Raw genomic sequence first — 14,953 nt, 5'->3', positions numbered from 1 at the left:
TTACCTTCTGACCATGGCTGAATCGTTATGCTGATCCCATGCGCACCCCAGATGAGCCCGTTCTCACCCCCAGCCAACTCAACAGCCTCGCCCGCAACGCTCTGGAAGATATGTTTTCAGACATCCAGGTGGAGGGCGAAATCGGCAATCTGGCCCGGCCGTCCTCCGGCCACCTGTACTTCACGTTGAAGGACGAGCGCGCGCAGGTGCGTTGCGCATTGTTCAAACCCAAGAGCCAACGCCTCGACTTCCAGCCCAAGGACGGCACGCGCGTGATCGTCCACGGACGCATTTCGCTGTACGAGCCGCGCGGCGATTACCAGTTGATCGCCGATGGCATGACACTTGCAGGCGAAGGCGAACTGCGCCGGCAGTTGGAACTGCTGCGGCAGAAGTTGCAAGCCGAAGGTCTGTTCGACCCCCGCAACAAACAAACGCTGCCACGGTTCGTGCGACGTTTGGCCGTTATCACGTCGCCAAGCGGCGCGGCTGTAAGGGATGTCATCAGTGTGATCTCGCGGCGGTTTCCCTTGGTCGCCATCGACCTGATTCCTGTTCAAGTGCAAGGCGTTACGGCGCCCGGACAAATCCGCGAGGCCTTGCAATGGGCGGATGCGAGCCGACGGTACGACGTCATCCTGCTCACGCGTGGCGGCGGCTCGCTTGAGGATCTATGGGCATTCAATGACGAATCATTGGTGCGCGCCATTGCCGTGGCGCAAACACCCACCGTGTCGGCGGTCGGGCATGAGAGCGATACGACCTTGGCAGACTTCGCCGCGGATGTGCGCGCGGCAACGCCGTCCGCCGCCGCGGAGTTGATCACGCCCGCTTCTGGAGATCTCGCCATTCGCGTCGACGCCGCCATGCGCCGACTGTCTCAGCGCAACCGACACGGGCTCGATCTGGCGCGCCGGCATCTTGACCAAGTTGAGCGCCGGTTGTCGGCAACCTCGCCGCTGTCACGGTTCAAGTCGATGCGCGAACGTGCTGATGCGGTGTGGGCGAGAATCACCTATCGCCGTGCCATGGAGAACAACGAGCGGCTCACGCGCCTACGGCAGTTACGCGCGCGCCTCATGGCCAATCATCCGGGCGGACTTCCGGGTGAATTGCGGGCGCGCAGCGACACAGCGCTACACAGACTGTCCGAGTCCACCGGTCGGTTGATGCGTCTTCGCCTGCAAAGGTTGCAGGGATTGGGCCGGACGCTGCACGCCATCAGTCCGTTGGCCACGGTAGACCGCGGATACGCCTTGTTGCAAGACTCCGCCGGCAAATTGGTGGTGTCGGTGGAACAGGTGGCGACCGGCGACTCGTTGAATGCCAAGGTCAGCGACGGCACGTTGTTTTTGCGCATCACCGGAACGGAGAAACTTCCATGAAGCGTTTGCCTTTTTATTTGGCCGGTTCACCGGTACATAGCGAACACACGCTCGAGGTTTTGGACAAGTACACCGGTCGGGTCGCTTGGAAGGTCGCGTTCGGAAAGCGTGCCGATGTACTGGCGGCGATTCGCGCAGCCGAGCGCGCCAAACCTGCTATGGCGGCGCTTCCGGTCCACGAACGCCAACGCGTCTTGCAGCATTGCGTAAGCGCGTTCGAGTCCAAGCAGGACGCGCTGGCACAGGCCTTGTGCGTCGAAGCCGGCAAGCCGATCAAAGATGCGAAAGGGGAAGTCGCAAGGCTCATCGATACATTTCGCGTTGCCGCCAGCGAAGTGATGCGCGAGCAAGGCGATGTCCTTTCACTGGCCATTTCGCCCCGCGCCGACGGTTTGCGCGGATTCACCAAACGCGTGCCGATCGGCGTCTGCAGTTTCATCACGCCCTTCAACTTCCCGCTGAATTTGGTGGCGCACAAAGTTGCCCCTGCCATTGCCGCAGGCTGCCCATTTGTCCTGAAGCCCGCGGCCAACACACCGGTCGGGGCATTGATCATTGCGGAAGTGTTGGCCGGCGCGGGATTGCCCGAAGGGGCATTTTCAGTTTTGCCTTGCAGCAATGACGACGCCGCACCCTTGGTGGAAGACGACCGGATCGCGCTGCTCTCCTTCACCGGCGGATTGGTGGGCTGGGATCTCAAAGCCAAAGCCGGTCGCAAGAAGGTCACCTTGGAATTGGGCGGCAACGCCGCCTGCATCGTTGACGCGGATCCGGGCTGTGACCTCGGGACATTGGTCGAGCGAATCGTTTTCGGCGCCTATTACCAAAGCGGTCAAAGTTGCATCAGCGTGCAACGCTTGTACATTCACGAATCCCTCTATCCGCAACTGAAGACACGGTTGATCAAGGCCGTACGCGCATTGAAATCCGGCAACCCGATTCACCCCAAGACAGATATCGGCCCGATCATCGACATTCCCGCGGCAAAGCGCATTGACGAGTGGATGGATGAAGCGGAAGCGCTAGGCGGAAAAGCGTTGGTGCGCGGCGTGCGGCGCGGCAATCGACTGCCTCCCGCGCTCTTTGAACAAGTACCGCCGAACGCCAAACTCCAAACCGAGGAAGTTTTCGGCCCGGTCTTGGTGATTGAACCGTTCTCACGTTTCGACAGCGCACTGAAACGCGTCAATGCGAGTCGGTTCGGTCTTCAGGCCGGCGTATTCACGGCCAATCTTTCCCATGCGATGCGCGCATGGGACATCTTGGAAGTCGGCGGCGTCGTCATCGGCGACGTTCCAAGCATTCGCGTCGATGCCATGCCCTATGGGGGCGTCAAAGATTCCGGCATCGGGCGTGAAGGCGTGCGATACGCCATCGAAGACATGAGTGAAACGAGATTGCTGTTGCTGAAAGACCGTTAGGGGTCGAGCGATCCGGGGCGACCGTACAAGAAGCCTTGTGCATAACCACAACCCGCGGCGACCAGACGTTGCGCTTGGTATTCGGTTTCCACCCCTTCAGCGACGCACTCCAGATCCAAAGCGTGAGACATGGCGACAATCGCGTTGACCAATGCCTCGCTGCTGCCATCGCCGTCGGCGCTCATGCCGGAGACAAAGGAGCGATCGACTTTGATGCCGTACAAGGGGAAGCGCCGCAAATACGAGAGCGCCGAATAGCCGGTGCCGAAATCATCCAACAAGGTCTTGATGCCGCTGCGACGCAACTTCATGAGCACCTCCATGGCGAGACCGTCGTCTTCCATCAAGGCGCTTTCCGTGATCTCGATCCGAAGCCGATTCAAGTCGGCACCGGCATCGTTCATCATGGCAATCAAACGCTCGACAAAATCGCCGGACTGGAAATGCTGCGGCGATACGTTGATGCTGACGTAGGTGTCGCCCGCATTGGCCAGCCTCGCTGCCACTTTTTTGTAAACCAACCAATCGACGGCTTGGATCAAGCCGCTGTCTTCACCCATTCCGATAAACCGATCCGGCAGAATCCGGCGGCCATCCGGCGCGATCCAACGCACCAAGGCTTCGTGACCGACCACCGTCGCACGGTCGATCGCAACGACAGGCTGATAAACGACTTCAAAAGACTCATTGTTGATGGCACGGCGCAGATCGGCTTCCAGATCAAGCAAGCGCATGGATTCGGCGCGCATCTCCTCGTCGAACACCATGAACTTTCCGCGGCCCAGTGCTTTCGCGCGATACATCGCCGCATCCGCGTCCCGCAGCAATTCTTCTCCGTTGACGTAGCCTTCGCGCCAATAGGCAATGCCGATGCTGGCCGAAGGGAATAGCTCGCGGTCATGAATCCGCAGCGGCCGTTCGAAAGCAGATAGGATTCTCGCCGCCATGGACTCGATAACCAAAGGATCATCGAAATGTTCGGTGAGAATGGCGAACTCATCGCCCCCCAGTCGCGCGACAAGATCATCGGGACGCACGTGATCTTGCAGGCGTCTCGCCACGTCCACCAGCATCTCATCGCCAGCAGCATGTCCCATCGAGTCATTGACCAGTTTGAATTGGTCCATGTCGAGGTACAGCACCGCGAATGAGGGCGCCGTGCCATCGGATCGTGCATTGCGCATGTCGCGCGACAAACGGTCCAAGAGCTGTCTTCGATTGGCAAGGCCAGTCAACACATCATGCTGCGCTTGGTGGTGCAGACGATCTTCAACGCGAATGCGCTCTGCAATTTCTGCAAGCAACGCGCGATTGGAGCGTGCCAATTCCTGTGTACGGCGTTCGACGCGGTCTTCCAGTTCGCCCACCGCAGCGCGCCGGGCGAGCGCGCCGCCCACCTGTTGCGCGGCGAAGACAAACAATTCGAGATCCCGCTCGCTGTAGGTGACGCCCGGATCGTAGCTTTGCACGACCATCGCCCCGATCACCATGTTGTCTTTGCGCAGCGGGACGCCCAACCACGAATACGGCACTTCGCCACTCGGCACAACTTGTCCGGAATCGATCATGGCTTGGACGCCGTTGCGATCCAGCAAAGTCGGGCGACCGTGAGTGACCACATAATCCGTCACCGAGTTCAAACGATGCCGGCGCTTGGGTGTGGTGTCCTGCAAATCGATCCGATACACCAGCTCGAGATACTCACCGGTGTCATCCAATAGCGCAATGAAGAAGTTCTGGCATTCGACCAGTTTGGAAATGATTTCGTGCACCTCGGCAAAAAACCGTTCGCCGCTGATCGGCGCCGTTGAAAGCTCCGAGATGCGGAACAAGGTGCGCTGCAGCGCTTCACCCCGCTGTCGCTCGCTGATTTCCGATTGCAACACCGCATTGGCTTGGCGCAACTGTCGCGTGCGCTCGATCACGCGTGCTTCCAACGCATCGAACTCACGGCGCTGATCCAACGCCATTTGCAAATGTTGCGCGACGAACTCCAAAATCCGCAAGGATTCTTCCGAATACTCGGCTTCTTTTTCGTAGCTTTGAACGACGATGGCGCCACGCACCACACCGCGGCTCAACATCGGTACGCCCAACCACGCCTTGCTTGGTGAACCGTAACGCGGGTCGGTGCTGATGCCATACTCGATGCACAAGTCATCGGATGGGCCCAGCAATGGCTTTCCGACCACCATCATTTTCACAGCGAGACTTTCGGTCATTTTCGACGCGGGCTTGGGTTCCCGTGAAGCAACTTTCGTTGCCTGGTCCATCTCATCAATGAAATAGCGCAATTGAACCAAGTCCGTTTCACGATCCCAGGTGAGTACCATGAAGTTGCGCGCGTACATCAATTGCGCGACATCTTTATGGATGATCTCCAAGACCTCGTCCATGGTGGCATCCGACTGCACCACTTCACTGATGTTGAACAAGGCTTGTTGAAGTTGCTTCGAGGCATCCAACGCCTGGACCTGCCGATCAGCGCGCTCGGAATCGAGGACCGACTCAAACTGCGAGACGGCGAAGTTCCAAATGGAAGCTTCAAGCGTCGCCCCGGCGGGCACACGAACCACAAATGCCTGCTTGCGCCGACCCGATGTCCAAACTTTCAAGTAGGGCTCGAGCGGATACGCTTGCTCCAATGCACTCAGGGCAAAAGTCTCAAGATTTTTGCGATCAGCGCCGCTGGAACAGGCGGCGGAAGCACCGGCAAAGACCCAAGCGCCGGCGACCGCGGCGCCATCAGGCAAAATGGCGCCGATTTCGCGCAAGAATCGGGCGATTCGCGGGAACTCCGCGCAACCATTGGACTCCCCGACGATCGTGGTGCTTGAAACGACTCCCATGGCTGCAGAATAACGCAAAGGACGACCCCGAAGACGACACGCTCCCGTTCAATCCATGTCGGGTAGCATGGTGCTGCGGAACAAGAATTTTTCCCTTATGGACGGCGACTCGAACATCGATCAGGACAACGTTTGGATGGCTGCCTATGCGGCCGGCGATCCGAATGCGTTTGATCGTCTTTATCAAAGTTGCCGCCTGCCGCTGTTTCGATTTCTCATGCAGCACCTGCGCAACCAGGCGCTAGCAGACGAAATTTTCCAAGATGTGTGGCAAAAAGTGATTGCCAATCGCAAGCAATGGCAGCCCACCGCCAATTTCAAAAGCTGGCTGTTCCAGATCGCCCACAACCGCTTGATGGACCATTGGCGCGGCGCAAAATTGCGTCCCTCCGCGCCGGCCGATGCGGAAGCGCGTCTTGAACGGGTGGCTGAGACCCGCACGCCGGAGACCGAGCTCTCCGAGTTTGAACAAAGGCGACACCTGCAATTGGCCTTGGAGCGCCTTCCCGACGAACAACGGGTGGTCGTGGCATTAAGGCTGGATCAACAGCTGTCCTTGGAAGATATCGGTCGTATCACCGGTGTGGGGCGGGAAACGGTCAAATCCCGTTTGCGGTATGCCATGGACAAATTGAAGATGGAGATGGCGTCGTGAGCATCGATGAGTTCGATCCGTTGACCGAAGACGAGCGCGTACTGGCGGCGAAACTGGGTTTCAGCAAACGGACGCATGCGCCCTCGCCGGGGGTGGACGATGCGATACGTGCCGAAGCGCGACGTGCATTGCAGTCCGAAACGCGAACCCCGGCGCACGGAATCGGATGGCTGAAGTACGGCGGTGTCGCCGCGGTGTGCGTGCTTGCCCTGGGCTTGGGTTGGAAATCCATGCACGCACCACGCCAGGAAGGCGTGGATGCGATGCGTTCGAGCGAACCTGCGGCGGCTGCCCCCGCAAACAATGTCGAATCGCCCGTACCGATGCCTACCGGCGTCGCGGCCGAAGCCGCGATCCCAGCAGCGACAGATGCTGCCCCTGTGGTCTCGCCGCAAGCGCCTGCGCCCGCTAGCGCCGACGCGCCCGTGGTTCCGCGCCGCGATCCGGTGGCGGAAGCGCTCACTCCGCCCGCCGCGCCCGCCGCGCCCGCCGCGCCCGCCGCGCCTGCTCCCATCGCCGCGAAGCCGACAGCGGATGCCGCGTTCAAGGCAGCTGAAGCAGCTGAAGCCGCCGGTGCCCAAGCCGCACAAATGCAGGCAAAACGTCGCCTGTCACCGCCACCCGCTCCACCGGTGGACGACACTAGCGCGCGACGTGCAGATGAAGCGGCGGGTGTGGTTTTGCCGGTGCCCTCCGCTACGACGGCGGTCACTGCGGCGGAACTTCCTGCGCCGGCATCGTCCCCCGCGGTTGCCTCCCCTCCTCCGGCAGCCGCTGCACGCAGTGGCGAAATCGCGCTTGAAAACGGTTACGATGCGCGACCACCCAAAACCATGGATGCGGAAGACGTCCAGCAAGCTTGGTTGAAACGCATTCGCGCGCTGTACCAAGCCGGCAAAAAGGACGAAGCCGCAGCCAGCCTGGAGGCATGGCGCAAGCGTTACCCGCAATCGACGGTACCCCCGGATCTCGCTCCCTTGGGGAAAGTGACCCCTGAAAAATGACTGAAGAAAAGAAACCGCGCGTCGCAGTCGGCACCTTGCGCGCACTATGGCCGTTCGTCCTTCGCGAAAAAGCCTTGTTCGCCGGTTGGCTGATTGCACTTGCCTGCAGTTCGGCCGCGACGCTGACCATTCCGGTGGCGATCCGCAAGATGATTGACCAAGGCTTCCACGATCTGTCGAAGATTGACGGCACATTTCTTTTTATTTTCGGCGTTACGCTCGTGCTCGCGGTGGCAACCGCGGTGAGATTCTTTTTCGTTTCGTTGCTGGGTGAGCGCGTCGTCGCGGATTTGCGCCAACGTTTGTTTACGCACTTGCTTTCCCTGGATGCGGAATTTCAAGACAAAACCCGCAGCGGCGAGCTGGTCTCGCGCCTGACTGCCGATGCCGAATTGTTGCGTAGCGTCGTAGGTTCGACCATGTCGGTAGCTTTGCGCAGCACCATCACTGTGCTCGGCAGCTTGGTCGGACTCGTCGTCACCAGTCCGCATTTGGCCGGCTACACAATGATCGGCATTCCTTTGGCTGTGGCACCTATTGTTCTGAGCGGTCGTCGACTGCAAGGCATGTCCAGGCAAAATCAAGATCGCATTGCCGATGCCAACACGCATGCCAGCGAAGTGTTGGGCGCCATGCGCACCGTTCAAGCCCACGCGCGAGAGACCTACGAATTGACGCGCTATGCCAGCGGCTTGCGCGTGGCGCTCGATAGCGCGCGCAAACGCATTGCCGCGCAATCCTGGGTGACAGCACTTGCGATTGTCCTGATCTTCGGTGCGGTGACGCTGGTGCTTTGGAGCGGCGCCCGCGAAGTGGTCTCGGGTGAAATGAGCGCGGGAACCTTGGGCCAGTTCCTGATGTACGCGATGATCGGCGGCGGCTCGGTCGGCGCATTGGCAGAAGTGTGGAACGAACTACAACGTGCCGCGGGCGGCATGGGTCGGATCAATGAACTGATGCAAGAGTCGCCGGAAATTCGCGCGCCGGCCGACCCTGCCCATTGGCCCGCGAAGGTAAAGGGTGACATTCGTTTTGAAAACGTGGTCTTCCACTATCCGTCGCGACCGGATACGGCTGCCTTGCAGGACTTCAGCTTGCATGTGCGCCCGGGTGAGACCGTCGCTTTGGTCGGCCCGTCCGGCGCAGGCAAAAGCACCGTCTTTTCTTTGCTGTTGCGTTTCCATGATCCGGACGGCGGACAGGTGTTGTTGGACAACGTGGATATCCGGACGGCTGACCCCGCCGAGCTTCGCGACAACATCGCGCTGGTACCGCAGTCGCCGACGCTGTTTGCCGCAACGGCGGCGGAAAATATTCGATACGGACGCTTGGAAGCCACCGACGCGGAATTGCATTCGGCTACGCGTGCCGCAGAGGCGCTCGACTTCATCCAAGCCTTGCCGGATGGCTTCAACGCCCAATTGGGCGAACGTGGTGCGCGTCTGTCAGGCGGACAGCAACAACGCATCGTCATCGCGCGGGCAATTCTCAAGGACGCGCCGGTGCTGCTGCTGGATGAGGCCACTTCAGCGCTGGACGCCCAGAGTGAAATGGCGGTTCAAACCGCGTTGGGGCACCTGATGGAAGGTCGCACCACCCTGGTGATCGCACATCGTCTCTCGACCATATTGAAGGCCGACCGGATCGTCGTGATGGAGGCGGGTCGGATCGTCGCCAGTGGCACCCACAGCGAGCTCTTGTCGCAAGGCGGCTTGTATGCCGACCTCGCCAAACTTCAATTCCTAGACTGATCAGTCTTCGACGAAGCGGACACGGCGTGTAATTGAACACACCGGCTCATAGCCGATGGTGCCTGCAGATGCGCCGACGTGTTCCACCGGAATGTCCTCGCCCCACAAGGTGACTTGCTCGCCCGGCTGCGCGTCGGGAAAGCGTCGCAAATCCAAAGTCATCAAGTCCATCGAGACCCGGCCGACCGTGGGAACAACGTGGTCGCCAACCTTCACCAAGGTGCCGGAAGCGGCGGTGCGCGGATAGCCATCACCGTAACCCACAGCGGCAATACCGATGGTCATGTCTTCGGGCGCGGTCCAAGTGCCGGCGTAACCGACACGCCCACCCGCCGGAATCTTCTTGACTGAAATCAGACGTGTGGTGAATGTCATGGCCGGTCGAAGCCCGTAATCGGCCCCGGTTTTGCCCTCACAGACCGAAATACCGTAAAGCGCCCCGCCCGGCCGTACCCAATCGCCATGCGATTGCGGCCATCCCAGCACCGCGGCCGAATTGGCCATCGAGCGCTCGCCACCCAGGCCCGCCGTGACTTCATCAAACAACTTCAACTGAGACAATGTTTGGGCACCGCGGGAGGCGCTGTCCACATATTCATCGGAACTGGCGAAGTGCTGCAGCAATCCGATCTCGGGATCGACATTTGGCAATTGACGCAAGCGGGCGTGCGCGTCACGCGCCTCTTCAGGCGCAAATCCCAAACGGTGCATGCCGGTGTCCACCTTCAGCCAGCATCGCAAGGCCTCCGTGCCGTCTGATTGCGCCAGCATCGCCAGTTGCGAGGCGTGGTGCACCACCGACCAAACATTCAACGCACGCATGCGCGGAAGATCATCCGGTGCGTCGAAACCGGATAGCAACAGGATCGGCTGCGACATGCCGGCGGCGCGCAATCGTTCCGCGTCTGCCAGCGCCGCCACGCCGAACGCATCCGCACCCGACAAGGCATTGGCAACCCGTTCCAAGCCATGGCCGTAACCGTCGGCCTTGACGATGGCCATCACCTTGCTTGAGGGCGCGAGCTTGCGGACGACGCCCAAATTGTGCCGGAGCGCTTCGGGATGGATGATTGCGGTGGTTGAGCGTGCCATCGATAAAGTTTAAAAGATGCGTGTCAGGCCCGCGTATTATTCGAAACTGCCAACGCTGTCGCGCGCGAGATTGTCAAAGCGCGTGTACTCACCGAAGAACTTCAGCTTGACCATGCCGGTCGGACCGTTACGTTGCTTGCCGATAATGATTTCGGCCAAGCCTTTGTCATTGGATTCTTTGTTGTAGTACTCGTCGCGGTAGATGAAGCAGATCATGTCGGCGTCTTGCTCGATAGCACCCGATTCGCGCAAGTCAGCCATGACCGGACGTTTGTCGGTGCGAGTTTCCAGCGACCGGTTTAACTGCGACAAGGCGATGACCGGCACATTCAATTCTTTTGCCAGGGCTTTCAGGCTTCGGGAAATCTCGGAGATTTCGGTGGCGCGGTTTTCGTTATTGCCCGGCACGGACATCAACTGCAGGTAATCGATCACGATCAAGCCCAAATCGTGCTCGCGCTTCAGGCGACGCGATTTCGAGCGCAGCACATCCGGTGACAAACCGGGCGTTTCTTCGATGAAGATTTTTGCGGTATTCAACATCGACACCGCATGGGTCACCCGCGTCCAATCTTCGTCTTGCAGTTCGCCGGTGCGCAATCGCCGCGCGTCGATCCGACCGACGGAGGACACCAAGCGCATGGCTAACTGCGCCGCCGACATTTCCATAGAGAACACCGCGACCGCCTTGCGCGACTTGATGGCGGCGTATTCGGCCATGTTGAGTGCCAGCGTGGTCTTACCCATCGAGGGACGCGCAGCGACGATGACCAAATCGCTGGGCTGCAGGCCCGCGGTCATTTCATCCAGATCGGTGTAGCCCGTGGACAAGCCGGTGACCGCGCCCTGATTGGCGTAGCGCTCTTGCAGCATGTCCACCGCGCTGTTCAGTGCGGAATTCAAATCAACAAAATCCTTGCGACCCTGACCTTCTGTATTGGCCAATGCGAAGACGTCTTGTTCTGCCTTGGCCAGCACCTCGCGACTCTCCCGCCCTTCCGGCTGGAACGCGTCGTTGACGATCTTGGTGCCGACTTCGATCAAATTCCGCAGCGTGGCCTTGTCGCGCACAATGTTGGCGTAGGCGCGAATATTGGCGGCCGAAGGCGTTGTCGACGCCAGTTCGATCAAGTAGGCGCCGCCTGCCACCATTTCCGACATGCCTTGCGAATCGAACCACTCGCCCAAGGTCACCGCATCGAAGGGCTGGTCTTTATCGTTCAGTTGTTTGATTGCGCGGTAGATCAGCTGATGGTCGCGGCGATAGAAAGCCGCCTCGGTCAGGATCTCCGCCACGGCTTCGATCGAGACGGGAGACAACATCAGTCCGCCTAAAACACTTTGCTCAGCTTCGATCGAATGCGGCGGCACACGCAGTTGATCGATCTTCCGTTCTGTCCGGTTATCCGAATTGAAGCGCGGTTTGGATGACATCGGACAAGGGCTCCATGAAACATTGCAACGGCCGACCATCTAATCACGTCGACGCATCCCGGTGTTAGGGACAAGCCTGTGGATAACCGGTGGGAATCTTCAATACCTATACGCGAACGCCGTCTCACCGATTGAGACAAAAAAATACGGGCGCCGAAGCGCCCGTATCAAACAACATGGAACCTGCGATCAGGCAGCGTCACCTTCGACGATGACCTTGACCGTGGTTTCGACGTCTGCCGCGAAGTGCAGCACCACGTCGAATTCGCCGGTGTGGCGGATCGGACCTTCGCCCAACACCACTTCGCTCTTTTGCACCGGGGTGCCTTGCGCGGTGAGCGCATCAGCGATGTCACGCGGGGTGACCGAACCGTACAACTTGCCTTCGGCCGATGCGTGCGCCTTGATGGTCACGCTGCCACCGTCGAGTTTGGCACGACGCGCTTCGGCTTCGTCAAGGATCGACTTGGCTTTCGCTTCGTATTCAGCGCGCTTCGCTTCGAACGAGGCCAGGTTTGCGGCCGTGGCCGGCACGGCTTTGCCTTGGGGCACGAGGAAGTTGCGGCCGTAGCCCGGCTTCACGTTGACGGTATCGCCGAGCGCGCCGAGGTTTTGGACTTTTTGCAACAGAATCAATTTCATGGGGTGTCTCCGTTAGCAGCGTTCGCTGCAGCAGTGTTGTTGTCCGGATGGACAGCGGCGATCAAACGTCGTGGTTGTCGGTATACGGCAACAGCGCGAGGAAGCGGGCGCGCTTCACGGCGGTAGCCAGTTGGCGCTGGTAGCGCGACTTGGTACCAGTGATGCGGCTCGGGATGATCTTGCCGTTTTCGGTGATGTATTGGCGCAGAGTATTGAGGTCTTTGTAATCGACTTCAACGATGCCTTCTGCGGTGAATTTGCAGAACTTGCGACGGCGGAAGAACTTGGACATGTGTGTACTCCTCAGGCGGCTTCAGTGGTGTCGTCGTCGGATTCTTCCGAATCTTCAACGCCTTCGACTTCAACGTCGTCGCGACGGCGACGGTCGCGGTCACCACGTTCGACCTTCTCGTCCTTGTTCTTCATGATCAAGGATTGCTCGGTCACGGCTTCATCACGTGCGATCACAAGGTGACGCAGCACGGCATCGTTGAAGCGGAAGCCGTCAACGAGTTCGTTCAACGAAGCTTGATCGGCTTCGATGTTCATCATGATGTAGTGGGCCTTCACCAGATTGTTGATCGGGTAAGCCAGCATGCGGCGGCCCCAATCTTCGGTGCGGTGGATTTTGCCGCCGGCGGCTTCGATCAGCGCGGTGGTGCGCTCGATCATGCCCGGCACTTGTTCGCTTTGGTCCGGATGGACCATGAACACGATTTCGTAATGACGCATGGTGTTTTCCTTGTGGATACCCGGCCGCGGGATTGCGATCCGGACAGCTCCCCCATTGGGATGGAGCAAGGTCTCCCCTTCCGGGGAGCCGGATATTATGGCAAATCAATCACTTGTGCGCAAGGCAACGCCGCGCCGGACGACTCAGAGCGCTTTGTCGGGGTCAGTGGTGAAGCTCTCACCACAACCGCACTCGCCCTTCACCTGCGGGTTTCTGAAAACAAACTGCTCATTCAGGCCCTGCTTGATGAAATCAATCTCCGTGCCGTCGACCAGGGGCAGGCTCGCAGGATCCACGAGAATTTTGACGCCCGCCTGTTCGAAAACCGCATCGGCGTCGTTCACCGCATCTGCCATCTCGATGACATAGCCCCAGCCCGAACAGCCGGTCTTGCGGACACCAAATCGAAGCCCTGCCTTGGCGGGCTCGGCGGCGAGATAACTTTGTACGCGTTCAAGCGCCGAGGGCGCCAATTGGATACTCATGCGCACATCATGGGGCCGAGCTGCACCCGCTTCAAGCCACCATGCCTCCGGCGGGCTTTCCTTTATTATGGATGTTTCCCCAAGATTCATCCCGAGCGCCTCGCACCATGACGATTTCCAGCGTAGAACATGCGCTTTCGGGCAAGTTGCCCGAGGGCGGAAAAGTCACCCTTCGCGGCTGGGTCCGCACCCTGCGCGAATCCGCCAATCTGTGCTTCATTCAAGTCAGTGACGGCTCGTGCTTTGCACCGATGCAGGTAGTGGCGACCAATGCGCTTACCAATTTCGAAGACATCCGCAAGCTCACCTCGGGCTGTTCCGTCATTGCGACGGGCACGTTGGTCAAATCGCAGGGCAAGGGTCAGAGCTATGAAATCCAGGCCGATTCGGTCGAGGTGATCGGTTGGGTGGAAGACCCGCTGACCTACCCGATCCAGCCGAAGCCGATGTCACCGGAATTCCTGCGCGAAGTCGCCCATTTGCGCCCGCGCACCAACTTGTTCGGCGCCGTTACCCGCATCCGTCACTGCCTGTCGATGGCGGTACACCGCTATTTCCATGAGAACGGCTTCTACTGGATCTCGACGCCGATCATCACCACCAGCGACGCCGAGGGCGCCGGCCAGATGTTCCGGATCTCGACGCTGGACATGGCCAACCTGCCGCGCACCCAAGATGGGCAAGTGGATTTCAGCCGCGATTTCTTCGGCAAAGAAACCTTCTTGACCGTCTCGGGGCAATTGAACGTCGAAGCCTATTGTTTGGCGCTCAGCAAGGTGTACACCTTCGGGCCGACCTTCCGTGCCGAGCAGTCCCACACCACGCGCCATTTGGCCGAATTCTGGATGATCGAACCGGAAATCGCTTTTGCCGACCTGAATGACAACGCCAATCTCGCCGAAGACTTCCTCAAGTACCTCTTCCGCGCGGTGTTGAGCGAACGTGCGGACGACATGGCCTTCATTGCCGAGCGCGTGCAAAAAGACGCGGTGACCCGCTTGGAAGCCTTCGTCAATGCACCGTTTGAGCGTATCGATTACACCGATGCGGTCTCGCTGCTGCAAAAGAGTGGCAAGAAGTTCGAGTTCCCGGTCGAATGGGGTCTTGACCTGCAAACCGAGCACGAACGCTGGTTGACCGAAGAACACGTGGGTCGTCCGGTAGTCGTGATGAACTACCCCGAACACATCAAGGCGTTTTATATGCGCCTCAATGACGACGGCAAAACCGTTGCGGCCATGGATGTGCTCGCGCCCGGCATCGGCGAAATCATCGGGGGCTCGCAACGCGAAGAGCGCTTGGACGTCTTGGATGCACGGATGCAGCAGTTCGGGTTGGATCCCGAGCATTACGGCTGGTACCGCGATTTCCGCCGCTACGGCAGCGTTCCGCACGCGGGGTTCGGGCTCGGATTTGAACGCTTGGTGGTCTACGTCTGCGGCCTGACCAATATCCGCGACGCGATTGCGTATCCGCGGGCACCTGGCAGCGCGGAGTTCTGA

Annotated in this window: 13 protein-coding genes; 6 read left to right on the top strand and 7 right to left on the bottom strand. The window is 59.5% G+C overall.

All coding sequences use genetic code 11. The features are described from left to right. Positions 1–38 precede the first annotated feature (38 nt). Positions 39–1,385, top strand: coding sequence for an exodeoxyribonuclease VII large subunit (gene xseA, locus H8L67_RS05200; RefSeq protein WP_220378812.1), 1,347 nt, complete (start codon positions 39–41; stop codon positions 1,383–1,385). Further along, positions 1,382–2,806, top strand: coding sequence for an aldehyde dehydrogenase family protein (locus tag H8L67_RS05195; protein WP_220378811.1), 1,425 nt, complete (start codon positions 1,382–1,384; stop codon positions 2,804–2,806). Before xseA ends, H8L67_RS05195 begins: the two co-directional genes overlap by 4 nt. Here H8L67_RS05195 and H8L67_RS05190 read toward each other — a convergent pair. Then, on the bottom strand, positions 2,803–5,655 hold the full coding sequence (locus tag H8L67_RS05190) for an EAL domain-containing protein (protein WP_220378810.1): 2,853 nt from the start codon (positions 5,653–5,655) through the stop codon (positions 2,803–2,805). The two genes, H8L67_RS05195 and H8L67_RS05190, sit on opposite strands and share 4 nt — an antisense overlap. A 97-nt stretch (positions 5,656–5,752) precedes the next feature. Between H8L67_RS05190 and H8L67_RS05185 the strand changes: the two genes are divergently transcribed. The 3 genes from H8L67_RS05185 to H8L67_RS05175 are packed head-to-tail and all read left to right on the top strand — an operon-like array spanning position 5,753 to position 9,065. Further along, positions 5,753–6,310, top strand: a complete 558-nt coding sequence (locus H8L67_RS05185; protein ID WP_220380750.1) for an RNA polymerase sigma factor — start codon at positions 5,753–5,755, stop codon at positions 6,308–6,310. Continuing rightward, positions 6,307–7,314: a tetratricopeptide repeat protein gene (locus H8L67_RS05180; protein ID WP_220378809.1), complete on the top strand. Its 1,008-nt coding sequence runs from the start codon at positions 6,307–6,309 to the stop codon at positions 7,312–7,314. Before H8L67_RS05185 ends, H8L67_RS05180 begins: the two co-directional genes overlap by 4 nt. Next, on the top strand, positions 7,311–9,065 hold the full coding sequence (locus H8L67_RS05175; RefSeq protein ID WP_220378808.1) for an ABC transporter transmembrane domain-containing protein: 1,755 nt from the start codon (positions 7,311–7,313) through the stop codon (positions 9,063–9,065). Before H8L67_RS05180 ends, H8L67_RS05175 begins: the two co-directional genes overlap by 4 nt. On the opposite strand, the gene alr is transcribed toward H8L67_RS05175, so the two are convergent. From alr to H8L67_RS05145, 6 genes are all read right to left on the bottom strand, one after another. After that, positions 9,066–10,157, bottom strand: a complete 1,092-nt coding sequence (gene alr, locus H8L67_RS05170) for an alanine racemase (RefSeq protein WP_220378807.1) — start codon at positions 10,155–10,157, stop codon at positions 9,066–9,068. Between the two features lie 36 nt (positions 10,158–10,193). Then, positions 10,194–11,591 carry a replicative DNA helicase gene (locus tag H8L67_RS05165; RefSeq protein WP_220378806.1) on the bottom strand — a complete coding sequence of 466 codons (1,398 nt, stop codon included), beginning with the start codon at positions 11,589–11,591 and terminating at the stop codon, positions 10,194–10,196. Positions 11,592–11,780: 189 nt separating this feature from the next. After that, the gene (gene rplI, locus H8L67_RS05160) at positions 11,781–12,233 is read right to left on the bottom strand and encodes a 50S ribosomal protein L9 (protein WP_220378805.1); all 453 of its coding nucleotides are present in this window, start codon (positions 12,231–12,233) and stop codon (positions 11,781–11,783) included. 61 nt (positions 12,234–12,294) lie between these two features. Then, the gene (gene rpsR, locus H8L67_RS05155) at positions 12,295–12,525 is read right to left on the bottom strand and encodes a 30S ribosomal protein S18 (protein ID WP_166296184.1); all 231 of its coding nucleotides are present in this window, start codon (positions 12,523–12,525) and stop codon (positions 12,295–12,297) included. Positions 12,526–12,536: 11 nt separating this feature from the next. Then, the gene (gene rpsF / locus H8L67_RS05150) at positions 12,537–12,965 is read right to left on the bottom strand and encodes a 30S ribosomal protein S6 (protein ID WP_220378804.1); all 429 of its coding nucleotides are present in this window, start codon (positions 12,963–12,965) and stop codon (positions 12,537–12,539) included. Between the two features lie 144 nt (positions 12,966–13,109). Beyond that, positions 13,110–13,451, bottom strand: coding sequence for a HesB/IscA family protein (locus tag H8L67_RS05145; protein ID WP_220380749.1), 342 nt, complete (start codon positions 13,449–13,451; stop codon positions 13,110–13,112). Positions 13,452–13,558: 107 nt separating this feature from the next. Between H8L67_RS05145 and asnS the strand changes: the two genes are divergently transcribed. Then, positions 13,559–14,953: an asparagine--tRNA ligase gene (asnS, locus tag H8L67_RS05140; RefSeq protein ID WP_220378803.1), complete on the top strand. Its 1,395-nt coding sequence runs from the start codon at positions 13,559–13,561 to the stop codon at positions 14,951–14,953.

The organism is Lysobacter soyae, from assembly GCF_019551435.1.
Lineage (GTDB): Bacteria > Pseudomonadota > Gammaproteobacteria > Xanthomonadales > Xanthomonadaceae > Solilutibacter > Solilutibacter soyae.
The sequence above is the reverse complement of the archived record's forward strand: the minus strand, read 5'-3'. Positions and strand labels throughout refer to the sequence as shown.